At 70.9% G+C, this 17,225-nt stretch carries 16 protein-coding genes; 9 read left to right on the plus strand and 7 right to left on the minus strand.

The features are described 5' to 3' along the window. Positions 1-26 precede the first annotated feature (26 nt). Both ACMTAK_RS30840 and ACMTAK_RS30845 read left to right on the plus strand, forming a co-directional pair. Positions 27-668, plus strand: a complete 642-nt coding sequence (locus tag ACMTAK_RS30840) for an IclR family transcriptional regulator (protein ID WP_413809194.1) — start codon at positions 27-29, stop codon at positions 666-668. Between the two features lie 212 nt (positions 669-880). Continuing rightward, positions 881-1,666 (plus strand): S16 family serine protease, encoded by a 786-nt coding sequence (locus ACMTAK_RS30845; protein ID WP_413809195.1) that lies wholly within the window; start codon positions 881-883, stop codon positions 1,664-1,666. On the opposite strand, the gene ACMTAK_RS30850 is transcribed toward ACMTAK_RS30845, so the two are convergent. The 4 genes from ACMTAK_RS30850 to ACMTAK_RS30865 form a co-directional block, all read right to left on the minus strand. Next, positions 1,605-2,990 carry an MFS transporter gene (locus ACMTAK_RS30850; protein WP_413809196.1) on the minus strand — a complete coding sequence of 462 codons (1,386 nt, stop codon included), beginning with the start codon at positions 2,988-2,990 and terminating at the stop codon, positions 1,605-1,607. The two genes, ACMTAK_RS30845 and ACMTAK_RS30850, sit on opposite strands and share 62 nt — an antisense overlap. A 1-nt stretch (position 2,991) precedes the next feature. Then, positions 2,992-3,207 carry a hypothetical protein gene (locus ACMTAK_RS30855; protein ID WP_413809197.1) on the minus strand — a complete coding sequence of 72 codons (216 nt, stop codon included), beginning with the start codon at positions 3,205-3,207 and terminating at the stop codon, positions 2,992-2,994. Positions 3,208-3,231: 24 nt separating this feature from the next. Beyond that, on the minus strand, positions 3,232-3,828 hold the full coding sequence (locus ACMTAK_RS30860) for an ArsR/SmtB family transcription factor (protein ID WP_413809198.1): 597 nt from the start codon (positions 3,826-3,828) through the stop codon (positions 3,232-3,234). 69 nt (positions 3,829-3,897) lie between these two features. After that, the gene (locus ACMTAK_RS30865) at positions 3,898-4,365 is read right to left on the minus strand and encodes an Lrp/AsnC family transcriptional regulator (RefSeq protein WP_020870947.1); all 468 of its coding nucleotides are present in this window, start codon (positions 4,363-4,365) and stop codon (positions 3,898-3,900) included. 159 nt (positions 4,366-4,524) lie between these two features. Between ACMTAK_RS30865 and hppD the strand changes: the two genes are divergently transcribed. From hppD to ACMTAK_RS30880, 3 genes are all read left to right on the plus strand, one after another. Further along, positions 4,525-5,673, plus strand: a complete 1,149-nt coding sequence (hppD, locus tag ACMTAK_RS30870) for a 4-hydroxyphenylpyruvate dioxygenase (RefSeq protein WP_413809199.1) — start codon at positions 4,525-4,527, stop codon at positions 5,671-5,673. A 172-nt stretch (positions 5,674-5,845) separates the two neighbouring features. Further along, positions 5,846-6,841, plus strand: a complete 996-nt coding sequence (locus ACMTAK_RS30875; RefSeq protein ID WP_413809200.1) for a phage baseplate protein — start codon at positions 5,846-5,848, stop codon at positions 6,839-6,841. 133 nt (positions 6,842-6,974) lie between these two features. After that, positions 6,975-8,342 (plus strand): FAD-binding oxidoreductase, encoded by a 1,368-nt coding sequence (locus ACMTAK_RS30880; RefSeq protein ID WP_413809201.1) that lies wholly within the window; start codon positions 6,975-6,977, stop codon positions 8,340-8,342. Positions 8,343-8,428: 86 nt separating this feature from the next. Here ACMTAK_RS30880 and ACMTAK_RS30885 read toward each other — a convergent pair whose 3' ends face one another. Beyond that, positions 8,429-9,478 (minus strand): NAD(P)-dependent alcohol dehydrogenase, encoded by a 1,050-nt coding sequence (locus ACMTAK_RS30885; protein WP_413809202.1) that lies wholly within the window; start codon positions 9,476-9,478, stop codon positions 8,429-8,431. 128 nt (positions 9,479-9,606) lie between these two features. Beyond that, on the minus strand, positions 9,607-10,527 hold the full coding sequence (locus ACMTAK_RS30890) for a helix-turn-helix transcriptional regulator (RefSeq protein WP_413809203.1): 921 nt from the start codon (positions 10,525-10,527) through the stop codon (positions 9,607-9,609). Between the two features lie 305 nt (positions 10,528-10,832). On the opposite strand from ACMTAK_RS30890, the gene ACMTAK_RS30895 reads away from it, so the two are divergent. The 3 genes from ACMTAK_RS30895 to ACMTAK_RS30905 all read left to right on the plus strand — a co-directional run bounded on the left by ACMTAK_RS30895 (position 10,833) and on the right by ACMTAK_RS30905 (position 14,116). Then, entirely contained in the window at positions 10,833-12,596 is a 1,764-nt protein-coding gene (locus ACMTAK_RS30895) for an RDD family protein (RefSeq protein WP_413809204.1), read from the plus strand. A 145-nt stretch (positions 12,597-12,741) separates the two neighbouring features. Then, positions 12,742-13,335, plus strand: a complete 594-nt coding sequence (locus ACMTAK_RS30900; protein WP_413809205.1) for an RDD family protein — start codon at positions 12,742-12,744, stop codon at positions 13,333-13,335. A gap of 274 nt (positions 13,336-13,609) precedes the next feature. Continuing rightward, positions 13,610-14,116: an RDD family protein gene (locus ACMTAK_RS30905; RefSeq protein ID WP_413809206.1), complete on the plus strand. Its 507-nt coding sequence runs from the start codon at positions 13,610-13,612 to the stop codon at positions 14,114-14,116. 5 nt (positions 14,117-14,121) lie between these two features. Here the strand turns inward: ACMTAK_RS30905 and ACMTAK_RS30910 are convergent, their stop codons facing one another. After that, a complete protein-coding gene (locus ACMTAK_RS30910) occupies positions 14,122-14,403 on the minus strand; it encodes a hypothetical protein (protein ID WP_413809207.1) in 282 nt (93 codons plus the stop codon). 319 nt (positions 14,404-14,722) lie between these two features. On the opposite strand from ACMTAK_RS30910, the gene ACMTAK_RS30915 reads away from it, so the two are divergent. Continuing rightward, entirely contained in the window at positions 14,723-17,110 is a 2,388-nt protein-coding gene (locus ACMTAK_RS30915) for an immune inhibitor A domain-containing protein (protein ID WP_413809208.1), read from the plus strand. Positions 17,111-17,225 lie beyond the last annotated feature (115 nt).

Here is a 17,225-nt window from a genome sequence, read left to right on the forward strand (position 1 = left end):
CCACTCATCACCGAGGAGGGGGCGTCGTGACCGCGGAGACCTCTCAGACGCTCGACCGGGGACTGCGCGTCCTCAAACTGCTCGCCGACACCGACCACGGGCTGACCGTGACCGAGCTGTCCAACAAGCTCGGCGTCAACCGCACCGTGGTCTACCGGCTGCTGGCCACCCTCGAGCAGCACTCCCTGGTCCGCCGGGACATCGGCGGGCGGGCGCGCGTCGGGCTCGGGGTGCTCCAGCTCGGCCGCCAGGTGCATCCGCTCGTACGGGAGGCGGCGCTGCCCGCGCTGCGCTCCCTCGCCGAGGACGTCGGCGCGACCGCCCACCTCACCCTGGTCGACGGCACCGAGGCACTCGCCGTCGCGGTCGTCGAGCCGACCTGGACCGACTACCACGTGGCCTACCGGCCCGGATTCCGGCATCCGCTCGACCGGGGCGCCGCCGGGCGCGCGATCCTCGCCGCCCGCGCCGGCCGCCCCGACGACCCCGGATACGCCCTCACCCACGGCGAACTGGAGGCGGGCGCGAGCGGCGCGGCCGCCCCGCTCATCGGGGTGACGGGGATAGAGGGCAGCGTCGGGGTCGTGATGCTCTGCGACTCGGTTCCGGAGCGGGTCGGCCCCCGGGTGGTCGACGCGGCCCGAGAGGTCTCGGACGCCTTGAAGTGAGGGCGGGCCGCCGCGCGGCGGCCTGGCGGAAGCGCTGGGCCCGCGCCCGGCGCGACCGGGGAGCATGTCCCTGAACCCGCTGGACCCGCTGGACCCGCTGGACCCGCTGGACCCGCTGGACCCGCCCGCCCGCGCCCGGCGGCCGGGCACCACGGTCGGGTTCGCGCCGCCCCCGAGCGGCCTGCTTCCCGGCGGTCAACTAGATTCGCACCATGCCTGCCGTCTCCACCCGCGCCCGCACCCTCGCGCTCTGCTCCGCGCCCGTGCTCGCCCTGCTCGCGGTGGCCGCGTTCGCGCCGCTGCCGTTCACCGTCGCCCAGCCCGGCTCGACCGTGAACGTCCTGGGCTCAGACCGGGGCAAGCAGGTGATCAGCGTCTCGGGGACCGGCACCCGCAAGACCGCCGGGCAGCTGCGGATGACGACGATCCTGGCGACCGGCCCGGACGCCACCGTGCGGGTGAAGGACGTGGTCAGCGGCTGGTTCGCCACCGACCGCGCCGTCATGCCGCATGACTCGGTCTACGTCGGCGGCACCACCAAGGAGATCGAGCGGCACAACGCCGAGGAGATGGAGGAGTCCCAGTCCTCGGCCACCAGCGCCGCACTCGGCTATCTCCACCGCTCCCCGCGCGACGTCAAGGTCACCCTGCGCCTCGCCGACGTCGGCGGTCCGAGCGCCGGGCTGCTCTTCTCCCTCGGCATCGTCGACAAGCTGGACGGCGACGGCCGCGGCGGCGACCTCACCGGCGGCCGGACGATCGCGGGCACCGGCACCATCGACGCCAAGGGCAAGGTCGGGGCCGTGGGCGGGGTCCCGCTGAAGACCCAGGCCGCCAAGCGGGACGGCGCCACGGTCTTCCTGGTGCCGAAGGCCGAGTGTGCCGACGCCACGGCCGAACTGCCCAAGGGGCTGCGGCTGATCCCCGTCACCACCCTCAAGGGTGCGGTGACGGCTCTGCGGGCGCTGCGGTCGGGCGGCGCGGTCCCGCACTGCTGAGCGGCGCCGCCGCCCCCTCCTCCACCGTCATCGCCGCCTCCTCCTCCACCGTCATCGCCGCCCCCTCGTCCATTCCGCGCCAGGCCGGGAAGACCAGCGGGCTGAGCGTGGCCAGGAAGTAGACACCGCCCGTCAGCAGGAAGGCGGCGGTCAGCCCCACCCCCTCCACCAGGCACCCGGCCGCGAGCCCGCCGAGCGGCATCACCACCCACACCCCCGCGGTGAGCGCCCCCGAGACCCGGCTGCGCAGCTCGTCGGGGACGGCCTCGTACGTCACCGTGGTCAGGATCGGGTTGAGCATCCCCGCCGCGACCCCGCTGATCGCCATCGTCACGGCGAGCGGGGACACCCCGGGCACGAACGCGGCGATCAGGAACCTCGGCAGCCCGCACACCAGGAAGCTCACCGCGAACACGGTCCGGCGCGGAAAGCGGTCGCCCACCGCCCCGTACAGCAGCGCCCCCACCAGCGCCCCGCCGCCGAACAGCGCCGTGAGCAGCCCCAGTTGCACGGACCCGCCCAGGTGCCGCTCGGCGTGGACCGGCAGCAGTACCGAGGACAGGCCCTGGTCGAGGCCGTTGGTGACCATGACCATCAGCACGATGGCCAGCAGCAGCCGGTGGCGCAGCAGGAAGCGGTACCCCTCGCCCAGCTCGGCGCGGTAGGCGCGGGCGGACACCGGGACGACGGGCTTGCGCGGCGCGGCGGCGGGCAGTCCGCGCAGCCCCGCCATGATCAGCACCGCGGACGCCGCGAACGTCGCCGCGTCCAGCAGCAGTACGGACGGCGGGCCGAGCAGCGCGATCAGCAGCCCGCCGAGCGCGGCGCCCAGCATCCTGGCCCCGCGCGAGGCCCCGTCGTAGAAGCTGGCGGCGCGGCTGAGGGTGGTGCCCGCCCGTTCGGCCAGCGCGGGGACGAGTACCTGGCGGGCGGTCTCGCCCGGCGCGTGGAGCAGTCCGCAGAACGCCATCAGCGCGCACAGCTGCCAGAACCGCAGCAGCCCGGCGAAGTGCAGCACCGGAATCGTGGCGACGGCCACCCCGCACAGCGAGTCGGAGGCGATGGAGACCCGCCGACGGCCGATCCGGTCGATGACCGGCCCGCCGATGACGGCGGAGAGGACCACCGGCAGGGTCGCGCAGAAGGACACGAACCCGGCCTTGGCCGCGCTGCCCGTGGTCTCCAGGACGAACCACGGTACGGCGATCAGGGTGAGGGAATTGCCCGCTATGGAGACGGTGTTGGCGGCGAGGACGAGTAAGAGTGGTCTTCGGTCGTCCCCGCTGTTCCCCCGGCGCTCTCTGTCTCCTGTGTCGTCGGCCATGTCAGTGGTCGAACCGGGCGGTCAGACCGGATCGCGGCAGCCGCGGCGTGGCCAGCCGCAGCCCGACCTCCACCAGCGTCCAGCCGACCCGGGCGCGCAGCACCCGGGCGCGGGCGGGGCGGGAGCGGCGGTGGGGCGGGGACGCCGCGCGGGCCTCGTCACGCAGCCGCTCGGCGCGTATGTGGTGCAGCCACAGATGGATCTCGTCGCCGTACATGTGTGGGTTCCCCCCAGGGATCGGTCAGTCCTCGTCGCGCGGGAAGGCGTGCAGATGGACGCGGTACGGGGCGGAGCCCTCGGTGTCCCGGTCCACCTCCTTCTCGCGGTAGCTCTCGATCAGTTCGTGCACCTTGTCGCGCATTTCGCGGGCGAGTTCGGGGGTGAGACGAAGGTGGAAGTCGCTCATGTCCGAGGCTGCCACCCACTTCTCCGACCAGCCGTGCAGAGTGCCCAGCCAGGTGGACATCTGCTCCGTGTGCTGGGTGGCCACCTCGTGCAGCACGGTGTTCACCGCCCCCCGTACGGCCGGGTCGGGGTGGGCCAGGAACTTGTCGGCGTTCCAGCGCGTACCCCTGTGCGCCGCCTTCCACCACCGCTCCCGCCCCTTGCCCCGCGCCGGGTCGTCCTCGACGAAGCCATAGGTGGCCAGCTGACGCAGATGGTAGCTCGTGGCGCCGCTGGACTCCCCCAATCTGTCGGCCAGTTGGGACGCGGTGGCCGGTCCGTACTCGCGCAGCGCACCGAGCAGGCGCATCCGCAGTGGATGCGCGAGCCCGCGCAGGGTGCGTGGGTCGAGCACCCGTACTTCGTCGGACGCGGGCTGTTCGTTCTCTGCCATGCGCCGCAGCCTAAGCATGCAAAGACTTAGTTGCAACACTTTCTTTGCAACGGAGTCTTTGGATCCGATTCAGTCCCGAGCCGCCTGCCGCACCAGCGGAATGATCCGCAGCGGCACCGGGTTCTCCATCACGATCGCCGTCGAGGCCCGGACGATCCCCCCGAACCCCACCACCAGGTCGATCACCCGCTGGAGGTCGGCGTTGGAGCGGGCCACCAGTCGGCACAGCATGTCCCCGTGGCCCGTGGTGGTGTGCAGTTCCAGCACCTCCGGAACGGTCGCCAGATGGGCCCGTACGTCCGGCCCCTGCCCCTGCTCGATCTCCAGTGTCGCGAAGGCGGTGACCGGGTAGCCGAGTGCCGCCGGGTCCACCTCGGGGCCGAAGCCCCGGATCACCCCCTGCGCCCGCAGCCGGTCCAGCCTCGCCTGCGCCGTGCCTCGGGCGACACCGAGGCGGCGTGACGCCTCCAGTACCCCTATCCGTGGCTCCTCGGCGAGCAGCTCGATCAGGCGGGCGTCGAGCCCGTCGATTCCCATGCGGTCCCCCTCCAGGTCCCGGGCTTCTCTCCAGGTGTCCTCTGTGACGGTAGTCACCCTGTACAGGATGCGCTGCCAAACGCGGCTGCGGCTATACACACTGATCAGCGATTTCGCGGAGTGTTGCGCACCTTGAGTCACCGAGGGACGCTTCGAAGTATGACTGAGACGACAGAGATGCTGCAGCAGGGGGACGCACGGCACGCCGACCCGTTCCCCGTGAAGGGGATGGACGCGGTCGTCTTCGCCGTCGGCAACGCCAAGCAGGCCGCGCACTACTACGCCACCGCCTTCGGCATGAAGCTCGTCGCCTACTCCGGCCCGGAGAACGGCAGCCGGGAGACGGCCAGTTACGTCCTCGTCTCGGGCAGCGCCCGCTTCGTGTTCACCTCCGTCATCAAACCGGTGAGCGCCTGGGGCCGCTTCCTGTCCGGGCATGTCGCGGAGCACGGCGACGGGGTGATCGACCTCGCGGTCGAGGTGCCGGACGCGCGCGCCGCGTACGCGTACGCCATCGAGCACGGCGCCACCGGGATCGAGGAGCCGCACGAGGTCAAGGACGAGCACGGCACGGTGGTCATGGCCTCGATCCGCACCTACGGCGACACCCGCCACACCCTCGTCGAGCGCACCGGCTACTTCGGCCCGTACCTCCCCGGCTACGCCGAGGCCGAGCCGATCGTCGCCCCGCCGGCGCGCCGTAACTTCCAGGCCATCGACCACTGCGTGGGCAATGTCGAGCTCGGCCGGATGGACGAGTGGGTCGGGTTCTACAACAACGTCATGGGCTTCACCAACATGAAGGAGTTCGTGGGCGACGACATCGCCACCGAGTACTCCGCGCTGATGTCGAAGGTCGTGGCCGACGGCACCCGCAAGGTGAAGTTCCCGCTCAACGAGCCCGCGGTCGGCAAGAAGAAGTCCCAGATCGACGAGTATCTGGAGTTCTACGGCGGCCCCGGCGTCCAGCACATCGCGCTCGCCACCAACGACATCGTCGCCACCGTGCAGGCGATGCGCGCGGCCGGCGTGAGCTTCCTGGACGCGCCGGACTCGTACTACGACACCCTGGGGGAGTGGGTCGGCGACACCCGCGTCCCGCTGGAGACTCTCCGTGAGCTGAAGATCCTCGCCGACCGGGACGAGGACGGCTATCTGCTCCAGATCTTCACCAAGCCGGTCCAGGACCGGCCGACCGTCTTCTTCGAACTGATCGAGCGGCATGGCTCGATGGGCTTCGGCAAGGGCAACTTCAAGGCGCTGTTCGAGGCGATCGAGCGCGAGCAGGCCAAGCGCGGCAACCTCTGACCTCTGACCGCACTCCCGTGCCCCTGCGCCGCTGGTGCCAGAAAAAGCGAACACCTGAATGGGAGCGCTTTCTCACCGTCTACACTCACGGCGATCTGTTCACTCCAACACGGCGTGATCACATGGGAGTTGTTGAGTATCAATGCACACGGAAAAGTACACTGCGGGCCGTTTGACCAGGCGTAGGTTCACCCTCGGCGGGGGAGTCGCCGCGGCCGGCGCGCTCGGTGCCTTCGCCGCCCGCGCGGGGGCCACCACCGTGGCGGGCGGCCGGTTCGACCTGTCGGTGCCCTCCACCCAGCTGATCCGCGAGAAGACCCCGCACAACTCCACCGTGCTGCAGTCCTTCGCGTTCGACGACGTGGGCGGGCACGTCTACACGATCCAGCTGATGGAGGGCGGGATCCGGCTCAGCGGGGAGTCCGCCCCCGTCTCCGGCGCCGACCGCGCCGCCCACGGCGATCTGTGCGTCACCAAGCTGTCCCTGGCCGGGGCGGAGCTGGGCTCGATGTACCTCAAGGGGTTCGGGCACGGCGTCGCCATGGGCTGTGAGCCGGTCGGCTCCACGGCCTATCTGTGGACCGAGTCGGACGCCAACCCCGACTCCGGCTACGGCCGCGCCATCAGCCGCTTCAAGTTCGCCGATGGCACCGTGCTGTCGTCCGGTTCGTCCTCGCTGGTCAAGCACCGCCCGGTGGCGGGCTCCACCAGCAATCAGCCCGCCGTCGACATGCTCAACCGCCGGCTGCTGCTGCGCTACCGCCTCGACGGCGAGGTCCGCTACCGGCTGATGAGCCTGTCCGGGGTCAGCGCGGGTGACTACACCGCGGTGTACGACGACATACCCCAGACCGGTGTCGAGGACGGCGAGGTCTTCCAGGGCTTCACGGTCCTCGGCGACTACGTGTACCAGCTGACCGGCACTGCCTACACCGGCGAGGACGGCGCCAACCCGCCCTCCGGCCACGGCAACACCTACGTCTCCTGCGTCGATCTGCGCACCGGCGAGCTCGTCCAGCGCGCCCGCACCGAGGCCGCCTACTCGCTGAGCTACCGCGAGCCCGAGGGGATGGCCGTCCAGCTGTCCAGCCCCCGCCGGCTGTGCATGGGCTTCGCCTCGGGCGCCGCCGGGGACCGTAAGGTCAGCGTCTACTACAAGGCGCAGTAGGGTCCGTACCGTACGGCCCTGCTCGCGGGCCTCCTCAAGGGGCTGCTCAAGGCGCTCCTCAAGGCCCTCCTCGTGGTCATCCGTCCGCTGCAGCGATCTTCCCCGGGCGCTTCCCGGGTGCGAGTCTGGAGATATGACGGACCTCATCGAGCTGCTGCGGGAGGGCCTCCCCGAGGAGGCGGTGCTCGCCGACCCCGATGTGACCGGGGCCTACGCCAATGACATGGCGAGCTTCTGCGAGGCGGGCGCGCCCGCCGTGGTCGTTCTCCCGCGCACGGTGGAGCAGGTGCGGCACGTGTGCCGAACCGCCACCGCGCTGCGCGTCCCGATCGTGCCCCAGGGCGCGCGCACCGGGCTGTCGGGCGCGGCCAACGCGTCCGACGGCTGCGTCGTGCTGTCCCTGGTCAAGATGGACCGGATCCTGGAGATCAACCCGGTGGACCGGATCGCGGTCGTCGAACCGGGCGTGATCAACGCGACCCTGTCCCGCGCGGTCATGGAGAAGGGCCTCTACTATCCGCCGGACCCCTCCAGCTGGGAGCAGTGCACGATCGGCGGCAACATCGGCACCGCGTCCGGCGGGCTGTGCTGTGTGAAGTACGGCGTCACCGCCGAATACGTCCTCGGGCTCGATGTGGTCCTCGCCGACGGCCGGCTGCTGAAGACCGGCCGCCGCACCGCCAAGGGCGTCGCGGGCTACGACCTGACCCGGCTCTTCGTCGGCTCCGAGGGCAGCCTCGGCATCGTCGTCCGCGCGGTCCTCGCCCTCAAGCCCGCCCCGCTCGAACAGCTCGTGCTCGCCGCCGAGTTCCCCTCCACCGCGTCCGCCTGCGACGCCATCTGCCGGATCATGGAGCGCGGCCACGCCCCCTCGCTGCTGGAGCTGATGGACCGTACGAGCGTCCGCGCGGTCAACGCGATGGGGAACATGGGGCTCCCGGAGTCCACCGAGGCCCTGCTGATGGCGGCCTTCGACACCCCGGACCCGGCCCCCGACCTCGCCGCCGTGGCCGAGCTGTGCACGGCGGCCGGTGCCACGGAGGTGGTCCCGGCCGAGGACGCCGCCGAGTCCGACATGCTGCTCCAGGCCCGCCGGATGACGCTTCCGGCGCTGGAGGCGGTCAAGGGCGTCACCATGATCGACGACGTCTGTGTGCCCCGCTCCCGGCTCGCCGAGATGATCGACGGCACGGCAGCCATCGCCGAGAAGCACGCCCTCACGATCGGTGTCGTGGCCCACGCCGGGGACGGCAACACCCATCCGACGGTGTGCTTCGACCCCGCCGACCCCGATGAGTCCCGCCGCGCCCGGGAGTCGTTCGACGAGATCATGGCGCTGGGCCTCGAGCTCGGCGGGACCATCACCGGGGAGCACGGCGTCGGCGTCCTCAAGCGGGAGTGGCTGGCGCGTGAACTCGGCCCGGTGGGGGTGGAGCTGCAGCGCGGTATCAAGCAGGTCTTCGACCCGCTGGGCCTGCTCAACCCCGGCAAGCTGTTCTGAGGGCCTGGCTCATGGTGAGGCCGCCCGGACCCGGGGGTGGTCCGGACGGCCTCGGTCTCAGCGGCTGATCACGCCTGAGTGGCCGATCACGCCTTGAGCGAGGCGATGTCGATCACGAAGCGGTAGCGCACATCGCTGCTCACGACGCGGTCGTAGGCCTCGTTGATCCGCTCGCCGTCGATCAGCTCGATCTCCGCGCCGAGCCCGTGCTCGGCGCAGAAGTCGAGCATCTCCTGGGTCTGCCGGATGCCGCCGATCTTGGATCCGGCCATCGACTTCCGGCCCATGATCAGCGAGAACTGGTTGAACGCGCTGGGGTTCTCCGGCGCGCCCACGTGCACCAGCGTGCCGTCCAGCTTCAGCAGCGACAGATAGCCGTCCAGCGGGAGGTTCGCCGAGGTCGTGTTGACGATCAGGTCGAAGGTGCCCGCCAGCTCGGTGAAGGTGGACTCGTCGCCGGTGGCGTAGAAGTGGTCGGCGCCCAGCCGCAATCCGTCGTCCTTCTTGCGGAGCGTCTGGCTCAGCACCGTCACCTCGGCGCCCATCGCATGGGCGATCTTCACGCCCATGTGGCCGAGGCCGCCGAGGCCCACGATGGCGACCTTCTTGCCGGGACCGGCGTTCCAGTGGGCCAGCGGGGAGTAGAGGGTGATCCCGGCGCACAGCAGCGGGGCGGCCACGTCCAGCGAGATCCCCTCGGGGATGCGCAGTACGTAGTTCTCGTCCACCACGATATGGGTGCTGTAGCCGCCGTAGGTGGGGGCGCCGTCGTACTCGTTGCCGTTGTACGTGGGCACCTCGCCCTTGAGGCAGTACTGCTCCTCGCCCGCGAGGCAGTTCTCGCACTCGCGGCAGGAGTCGACGAAGCAGCCCACGCCGACCCGGTCGCCGATGGCGTACTTGGTCACGGCGGAGCCGACCTCGGCGACCACACCGGCGATCTCATGGCCGGGCACCATCGGGAAGAGGGCGGTGCCCCACTCCTCGCGGGCCTGGTGGATGTCGGAGTGGCAGATACCGGCGTAGGCGATCTCGATCAGCACGTCGTGCTCGCGCAGGGCGCGGCGCTCGACGGTGGTCCTTTCCAGCGGGGCCTTCGGAGCGGGGGCTGCGTAGGCGGTGACGCTGGTGGTCATAGACGTGTCTCCCTGTGACGAACGAACTAGGAAAAAGGGGATGGGTGAAGGGAAGGCGGAGGTAAGGAGGGGGAAGGGGGCAGGGTGTGCGGGGGAAGGGGAGGGGTGTGCGGTGGAAAGGGGTGGGATCAGGGGGAGACGTCGGAGGACGGTCCCCCCGGAGGACGCGCTTCGGACGAGGGCGCGGAAGGATCGGCCGAGGGAGTCGCGGTCCAGCTCGCCAGCAGCCGCAGGGCCGCCTCGGAGGGGGAGCCGGGCTCGACCGTGTAGATGCACAGGGCCTGGTCGGGATCGCCGGGCACGGTCACGTTCTCGTAGGCCAGCGTCATGTCCCCGACCACCGGATGGTGGTAGAGCTTGACGCCGTGGGTCTTCTCCCGCACGTTGTGGTCGGCCCACCAGGTGCGGAACTCAGGGCTCTTGATGGTGAGCTCGCCCACGAGCTCGGTCAGCCGGGGATCGTCGGGATGGCGCCCGGCCTCCAGCCGGAGGGACGCCACCATCTCCGCCGCGACCGTCTCCCACTCCGGCCACAGCGAACGGGCCGCCTCGTCGAGGAACATGAAACGGGCCATGTTCCGCTCGTGGTACGGGAGCGCCTCGAAGTCGATGATCAGCGCGCGGGCCAGCTGGTTGGAGGCCAGGACATCGCCCCTGCGCCCGAGGACGAAGGCCGGTGAGACCCCGTCCAGCATGCGCAGCAGCGCGTGCACCCCGGGCCGCACCCGCTGGGGGCGGGGCGGCCGGCGGCGCACCGTGCGCCGGGGGCGTGGCCGGGTCAGCTCGAAGAGGTACGCACGTTCGGTTTCGTTGAGCTGGAGGGCGCGGGCCACGGCGTCCAGCACCGTCTCCGACACATTGAGGTGACGGCCCTGTTCCAGACGCGTGTAGTAGTCCGTGCTCACGCCTGCCAGCTGCGCCAGCTCCTCGCGGCGCAGCCCCGGCACCCGACGGGGGCTGTCGTTGCTCACGCTCACGCCCGCGTCGCCGGGGCTCAGCCGTGCCCTGCGGCTCCGCAGGAACTCACTGAGCTCGGTGTTGCGGTCCATGGGTTCCAGTATTGGCAATGGAAAAGGCATCTGAGCGTGCCAAAGTAGGTCTGCTGAACCTAGGCCGGGCGGGGCCATGCGGGCCGCCGCCGCTCGTACGGCTTCGTGGCGCTCGCACGGGAGAGTGGTGGCGGGAGCGGTGGGCTGGTGCCGGTGGGCCGGTCTGATAGACCTTGACCGCGCGCTCCGGGTTGCACTGCGGCTCCTGTACGGCAAACTGCTTACGCCCCACCCCCTCACCGCGAGGCACCGCAAAGGCGCAGCGCAGTACAGCACGGCCGAGCAGATATGGGACATCGGAGATCATGAGCGCCCCTACCTCAGGATCCGCGGACGGCAGCTCCATTCCTGGTTTTTATCCTGATCCGTCCATCCCTGGCTACATCCGTTACTGGAACGGCGCCGCCTGGGTGCCCGGCACCAGCCGTCCCGCCCCGGCCGAGGGCGAGGCCATGCCCGCGCCGCCGCCCGGGGTCACCCACACCCAGGTGATCAGCCCGCCGCCGGACGAGACGGGCCCGATGTTCCTGGACGAGGACCCGGTGCCGCGGGCCGCCGAGGAGACCGGCAGCGCGCTGCCCGAGCTGCGCCGGAGCGCCGAGATGGACGTCCGGGGCGCGGGCGGGCCGCCCGAGGCGGCGGGCGGTGGCATGGGGGCCCAGCCGGTGCCGCCCGGCGGGGTCCCGGCGTCCGTGGACTGGAACGATCCCCAGCGGCTGCACGGCACCCGCCCCGACGCCGGTACGGCCTGGCAGGCGGACGCCGCCCAGCAGGGCGGATTCGGCGGTGAGCAGGACCGCCGGATCTCCTGGGGAGCGGAGCCGGACGCCTCCGGCGACCCCCAGGCCGGTGCCGGGCAGTCTGGTGGCGGACAAGCCGGTGGCGGGCAGTGGCCCGGCGTGCCCGACCCGCGGCGCCCGGGCCCGGGTGAGGACGCCGGGCGCGATGACGGCACGCTGACCATGCGCGCGGGCGGGAGCGGACGTACGACGGACCGCTCGACGCAGGCCCTGCCGCCCGTCCGCCGGGCCCCGGAGCTGCCCCCGGCGGACGAGGGCGGGACCCCGGCCCCGGCGGGCGACGGGACGATGACGTTCCGCACGGTGGGGCGCGGCGGCGGAGCGGCACCCACGACCGGCCAGGGCCAGGGCCAGGGGCAGGACCAGAACCGGGGCCAGGGCCGGGGCCAGGCGGCCGGCCGGGACGACGGGACGATGGCGATCCGGGCGATCGGCCGCGGCGGCGCACGCAAGGGCGCCGAGGCCGCGCCCCCGGCCCAGCCCCCGCACCAGCCCCAGCGGCCCTCGCAGACACAGCAGCCCCAGCGGCCCCCGCAGCCGCATCAGCCCCAACAGCCCTTCGGCGGTATCCCCGCCCAGGGCGGTGGCCCGGCCTGGCAGCCGCAGGGGCAGTTCGCCCAGCAGCCCGGCCCGCCGCAGGCCGCGCCGCACACTCCCCAGGCGGCCCCCCAGGCGGCCCCGCACGGCGCGGCCCCGCACGGCGCGGGGCCGGGCGCGCCCGAGGGCGTCATCCCCTGGAAGCCGCCTGTCGACAACCCCTTCCTCCTGGCCGCCCAGGCCGAGGGGCGGCCCGCCTCGCTCGGCCGCCGCCTCGCCGCCCGGCTGATCGACTCGGTCGTGCTGCTCGGCGTCGTCGGCGCCGTCGCGTTCCCGCTGTGGAGCAAGGCGAGCGACCACATCGACGAGAAGGTCGAGGCGGCCAAGCAGAGCGGCGAGACCGTCACGGTCTACTTCCTGGACGGCACCACCAGTGGCTATCTGGGCATCGTCCTCGGTCTGCTGCTCGTCCTCGGCGTCGTCCTGGAGACGCTGCCGACCGCCAAGTGGGGCCGCACGCTCGGCAAGAGGCTGTGCGGGGTGCGGGTGCTGGACATCGAGGAGCACGACACCCCGTCCTTCGGCGCCGCGCTGCGCCGCTGGCTGGTCTACTCGGTGCTGGGGCTGCTCGTCATCGGCGTGCTGAACGTGCTGTGGTGCCTGTTCGACCGCCCGTGGCGGCAGTGCTGGCACGACAAGGCGGCCCGCACCTTCGTCGCGTCGGCCGACTGAGGCGTCGGCCGACTGAGGCGTCGGCCGACCGGGCCGCCCGCCGCCGAACCGGACATCCGCCCCGGCTGCGGCGGATGGACGATCCCGATCGCCCGAACGGGGCGCGCCGGATGCGGCCGTCCCGGCTCCGGGGTCGACTCGGGCCATGAGCACCGATCAGCCGCCGCCCGGGCCCGATGAGCCCCGGGACCGGGACAGCAGCGATCCGTTCGCGAAACAACCGCGTGCGAACGGCTCCCCGCATGGGGACCACGGGGACTACGGGGAGCACACCGCGGGGCCCGAGCCGTACGCCGGGACGCCCCCGCTCGCGCACCTCGGCCGCCGTCTGATCGCCCGGATCATCGACGCGCTGCTCATCGGCATCCCGGTCGGGCTCGTCGTGACCGCGATCGCGGGGAGCTATGACCCGATCGAGGGCAGTGCGCGTTCGACCACCGTCACGCTGGTCTACGTCCTGGTCTACTTCCTCTACGAGGGGCTGATGCTGACCCGGGACGGCCAGACCGTCGGCAAGAAGGCGATGAACATCCGGGTCGCCATGCTGGAGAACGGCCGGCCGCCGACCGGCCAAGCGGGCTGGCTGCGCGCCGGGGTGTACGCCCTGCCCGAGATCGTGCCCTGCTGCGGCTTCCTCTTCTGGCTGATCAATGTGTTGTGGTGCACCTGGGACCGGCCATACCGGCAGTGCCTGCACGACAAGGCGGCCAAGACGCTGGTGGTCTCGGCCGTGCGCTGAGCGCTCCGCTGGACGTGCCCTGCCCTGCCGTCGGTCGTCCGCGGCGCCGTCGTGGCCGGTCGCGCCCGCGCGGCGGAGCCGCATATCGACACAGCCCCGCGCCTCTTCGGGGCGCACCGGACCGCAGCCGACTTCCGCCGATCCGCTCAGCGCCCGAGGAGCCACCCGGAGGCCCCGGAGGAGCCACCCGGAGACCCCCGAGGAGCCACCCTGAGCTTCCGGAGGAGCCACCCTGAGCTTCCGGTCCCCCGGGAGCGCTGATGTAATCGGGGGCATGGCCCCCGACCCGCTGTCCTCGCCCCCGCCTGTGATCCCCCCAGGGATGCCCCCGCTGGCCACCCCTGGTCAGCGCTTCACCGCCCGGCTCATCGACATCGTCATCCTCGGCGCGATCTGGACGGTGGCGCTCACGGCGACCGGCGCGCTCCAGTACACGATGGACCACCCGGGCGAGCAGGACATCGGCAAGGTGACCCTCGCGCTCATCATCACGATGGCGCTCTACTTCGGCTACGAGGGCGTCATGCTGGCCCGCAGCGGACAGACGCTCGGCAAGAAGGCACTGCGCATCCGGGTGGCGATGCTGTCCGACGGGAATGTGCCGGCCGGTCAGGGCTGGGTCCGCGCGGCGGTCTACGTCCTGCCGGGGATGCTCATCCCGCTGCTGGTCGGCACGGTCTTCTGGCTGGTCAACTCGGCCTCACTGCTGTGGGACAAGCCGTTCCAGCGCTGTCTGCACGACAAGGCCGCGCGGACCGTCGTGGTGTCAGCCGTGCAGTGAGTGGGTCAGCCGTGCAGTGAGTCGGCGTGCGCCCGGGTGTGCGCCCGCGCCGGGTCGGCCGGTCCGGATCCCGCCACGGGGCGGCTGGTGCGGACGGTGCGGCCGGGGCGGGACGCCCGGGCCACCGGCACGGTGACGGCGACGAGGAGCCCGAGAACCAGCCCGACCACGGTCACCACCGCCACCCCGAGCCCCGATCGGGTCTGGGAGAGCAGCAGCATGGCGAAGGTCGAGAGAACGACGGTGGCCGAACCATAGGCAAGCTGTGCAGGAGTCGGACGCGGCATGGCGGGATCCGTCCTCGGGGGCGATATGCAGGGGGCATGAGTCAGGCTGAAGTGCACCGTCAGTCCTGACTCTACGGTCCTGCATGCCCGTGGGGAACGGAAGTAAGCGTGACCTCACCCACGACGCCGTTGCACAGGGGGCGCACGGAATCATCGGGTGTGCCAACCGGCGTGCATGGCACGCCCGTTGCTGTCCGTTAAACGGAACGTCGGGATCGCAGAACGTACTTGTCTCGTCAGCCCAAGTCAAGGTCTGTCTTTTCGCCTGCCACTCCGGTCAAATGTCCGGCACTGGTGTGGAAAGGGGAGGACTGAGCGAGTGAACAGCCAACGGAGGGCGGCCAGATCGGCCGCCATAGCCACAGTGGTGGCCGCGCTCGGAGCGGCGGCACTATCGACCGGCATGGCCCAGGCGGACGCACCGTCTACGCGTGTCGAGCGCCATGATCCGGCGCCCGCGAAGACGGATGTCCAGCACGACCTCGAAGGTCCCTACAGCAAGCAGCGGGAAGCGCAGCGCCAGGAGGCGCTGCGTCAGGTCATCTCCGGCGACACCAAGGCGACCACGCGCGGGGCGTCCAAGGTCGTGAAGCTCGGCAAGGGCAAGTACGTCGAGCTGGCCCGGGAGAAGACCGACAAGATCTTCACCATCCTGGTCGAGTTCGGCGACAAGGTGGACGACACCACCACGTACGACCCGGACGGGGACGGCCCCAAGCCGCCGGTGAAGAAGTACGGCGGCGACCCGGGCCCGGCGCACAACACCATAGGCCGGCCGGACCGCGCCGACGACAACAGCACGGCCTGGCAGAAGGACTACAACCGCCAGCACTTCCAGGACCTCTACTTCTCCAAGGACAAGAAGAAGGAGTCCCTGAAGAAGTACTACGAGAAGCAGTCCTCGGGCCGCTACTCGGTGGACGGCGAGGTCTCCGACTGGGTCAAGGTCGGCTGGAACGAGGCCCGCTACGGCTCCAACTACTGCGGCGACACCAACTGCGCCAACGCCTGGGACCTGATCCGCGACGGCGTCAACCAGTGGGCCAAGGACCAGAAGGCGGCCGGCCGCACCGACGCGCAGATCAAGGCGGACCTGGCCAAGTACGACCAGTGGGACCGCTACGACTACGACGCCGACGGCAACTTCAACGAGCCCGACGGCTACATCGACCACTTCCAGATCGTCCACGCCGGTGAGGACGAGTCCGCGGGCGGCGGGGTCCAGGGCGAGAACGCCATCTGGGCGCACCGCTGGTACGCGTACGGCACCGACGCGGGCAAGACCGGCCCCGGCGAGAACAAGTCGGGCGGTACGCAGATCGGCGACACCGGCATCTGGGTCGGCGACTACACCATGCAGCCGGAGAACGGCGGCCTCGGCGTCTTCGCTCATGAGTACGGCCATGACCTGGGCCTGCCGGACGAGTACGACACCACCGGCAAGGGGGAGTCGTCCGTCGCCTACTGGTCGCTGATGTCCGCGGGATCCTGGCTCGGCACCGGTAAGGACGCCATCGGCGATCTGCCCGGCGACATGAACGCCTGGGACAAGCTCCAGCTGGGCTGGCTGAACTACGCCTCGGCCAAGGCCGGTAAGAAGTCCACCCACACCCTCGGGGTGGCCGAGTACAACACCAAGAACAAGCAGGCGCTGGTGGTCGAGCTGCCCGCCAAGGCCGTCACCACCGAGGTGGTCGCCCCCGCCGAGGGCTCCAAGCAGTGGTGGAGCGGAATGGGTGACGACCTCAAGAACACCCTGACCCGGTCCGTGGACCTCACGGGTAAGTCCAAGGCCGGCCTGGACCTCCAGGGCTGGTGGGACATCGAGGAGAACTACGACTACCTCTACGCCGAGGTCTCCACGGACGGCGGCGCCAACTGGACGCCCGTCGACGGCACCGCGGACGGCAAGGCCATCCCGCGCGACGCCGGTGACAAGCCCGCGCTGACCGGCACCTCCGGCGCGTACAAGAAGCTCTCCTTCCCGCTGGACGCCTACGCGGGCAAGAAGATCGACCTGCGCTTCCGCTACCAGACCGACGGCGGTGTGGCGCAGAAGGGCTTCGCGGCCGACGCGATCACCCTGACCGCGGACGGCGCCCCGGTCTTCAGCGACGGCGCCGAGGGCGACGACAACGGCTGGACCGCTAACGGCTTCTCGCGCATCGGCGGCTCCTTCACCAAGGACTACCCGCAGTACTACCTGGCCGAGAACCGCCAGTACGTGTCGTACGACACCACCCTCAAGACCGGGCCGTACAACTTCGGGTGGGCCTCCAGTCGCCCCAACTGGGTCGAGCACTTCCCGTACCAGAACGGGCTGCTGATCTGGCAGTGGGACACCTCGCAGCCGGACAACAACGTCGGCGTCCACCCGGGCAGCGGTCTGATCCTGCCGGTCGACGCGCACCCCGCGGCCGAGAAGTGGGCGGACGGCGCGCTGATGCGCAACCGGATCCAGGCGTACGACTCGCCCTTCAGCCGGCTCCCCTCGGACGGCTTCACGCTGCACAACGACGGCAAGGCCGCCAAGGTGAAGCCGAAGCCGGGCATCCCGGTCTTCGACGACCACAAGGGTACGTACTGGGACAAGAACAACCCGACCGGCAGTGTGGAGACTGCTGACACCAATACCCGGATCAAGATCCTCAAGGAGCTCCCGGGTGGCTCGACGATGACCGTCCAGGTCGGACCGTCCGCCTCCTAGATCCACACCAGTCTGCGTTTTCGCAGGTCAGAGCGGTAGCGGCCGTCGCCCCCTAGCGGGCGACGGCCGTTCACGTTTAGATGCCCCTTAGACCTTCTTGTTGACACGACGTCTC

Origin of the sequence: Streptomyces lacaronensis, assembly GCF_047337785.1 — a bacterium.
GTDB classification, from domain to species: domain Bacteria; phylum Actinomycetota; class Actinomycetes; order Streptomycetales; family Streptomycetaceae; genus Streptomyces; species Streptomyces lycopersici.

Bases quoted from the DNA above. Each gene is read 5' to 3' on its own strand.
- ACMTAK_RS30845 (WP_413809195.1), top strand. From the start codon at position 881: ATGCCTGCCGTCTCCACCCGCGCCCGCACCCTCGCGCTCTGCTCCGCG.
- ACMTAK_RS30850 (WP_413809196.1), bottom strand. From the start codon at position 2,990: ATGGCCGACGACACAGGAGACAGAGAGCGCCGGGGGAACAGCGGGGAC.
- ACMTAK_RS30855 (WP_413809197.1), bottom strand. From the start codon at position 3,207: ATGTACGGCGACGAGATCCATCTGTGGCTGCACCACATACGCGCCGAG.
- ACMTAK_RS30860 (WP_413809198.1), bottom strand. From the start codon at position 3,828: ATGGCAGAGAACGAACAGCCCGCGTCCGACGAAGTACGGGTGCTCGAC.
- ACMTAK_RS30865 (WP_020870947.1), bottom strand. From the start codon at position 4,365: ATGGGAATCGACGGGCTCGACGCCCGCCTGATCGAGCTGCTCGCCGAG.
- hppD (WP_413809199.1), top strand. From the start codon at position 4,525: ATGACTGAGACGACAGAGATGCTGCAGCAGGGGGACGCACGGCACGCC.
- ACMTAK_RS30880 (WP_413809201.1), top strand. From the start codon at position 6,975: ATGACGGACCTCATCGAGCTGCTGCGGGAGGGCCTCCCCGAGGAGGCG.
- ACMTAK_RS30885 (WP_413809202.1), bottom strand. From the start codon at position 9,478: ATGACCACCAGCGTCACCGCCTACGCAGCCCCCGCTCCGAAGGCCCCG.
- ACMTAK_RS30890 (WP_413809203.1), bottom strand. From the start codon at position 10,527: ATGGACCGCAACACCGAGCTCAGTGAGTTCCTGCGGAGCCGCAGGGCA.
- ACMTAK_RS30895 (WP_413809204.1), top strand. From the start codon at position 10,833: ATGAGCGCCCCTACCTCAGGATCCGCGGACGGCAGCTCCATTCCTGGT.
- ACMTAK_RS30900 (WP_413809205.1), top strand. From the start codon at position 12,742: ATGAGCACCGATCAGCCGCCGCCCGGGCCCGATGAGCCCCGGGACCGG.
- ACMTAK_RS30905 (WP_413809206.1), top strand. From the start codon at position 13,610: ATGGCCCCCGACCCGCTGTCCTCGCCCCCGCCTGTGATCCCCCCAGGG.
- ACMTAK_RS30910 (WP_413809207.1), bottom strand. From the start codon at position 14,403: ATGCCGCGTCCGACTCCTGCACAGCTTGCCTATGGTTCGGCCACCGTC.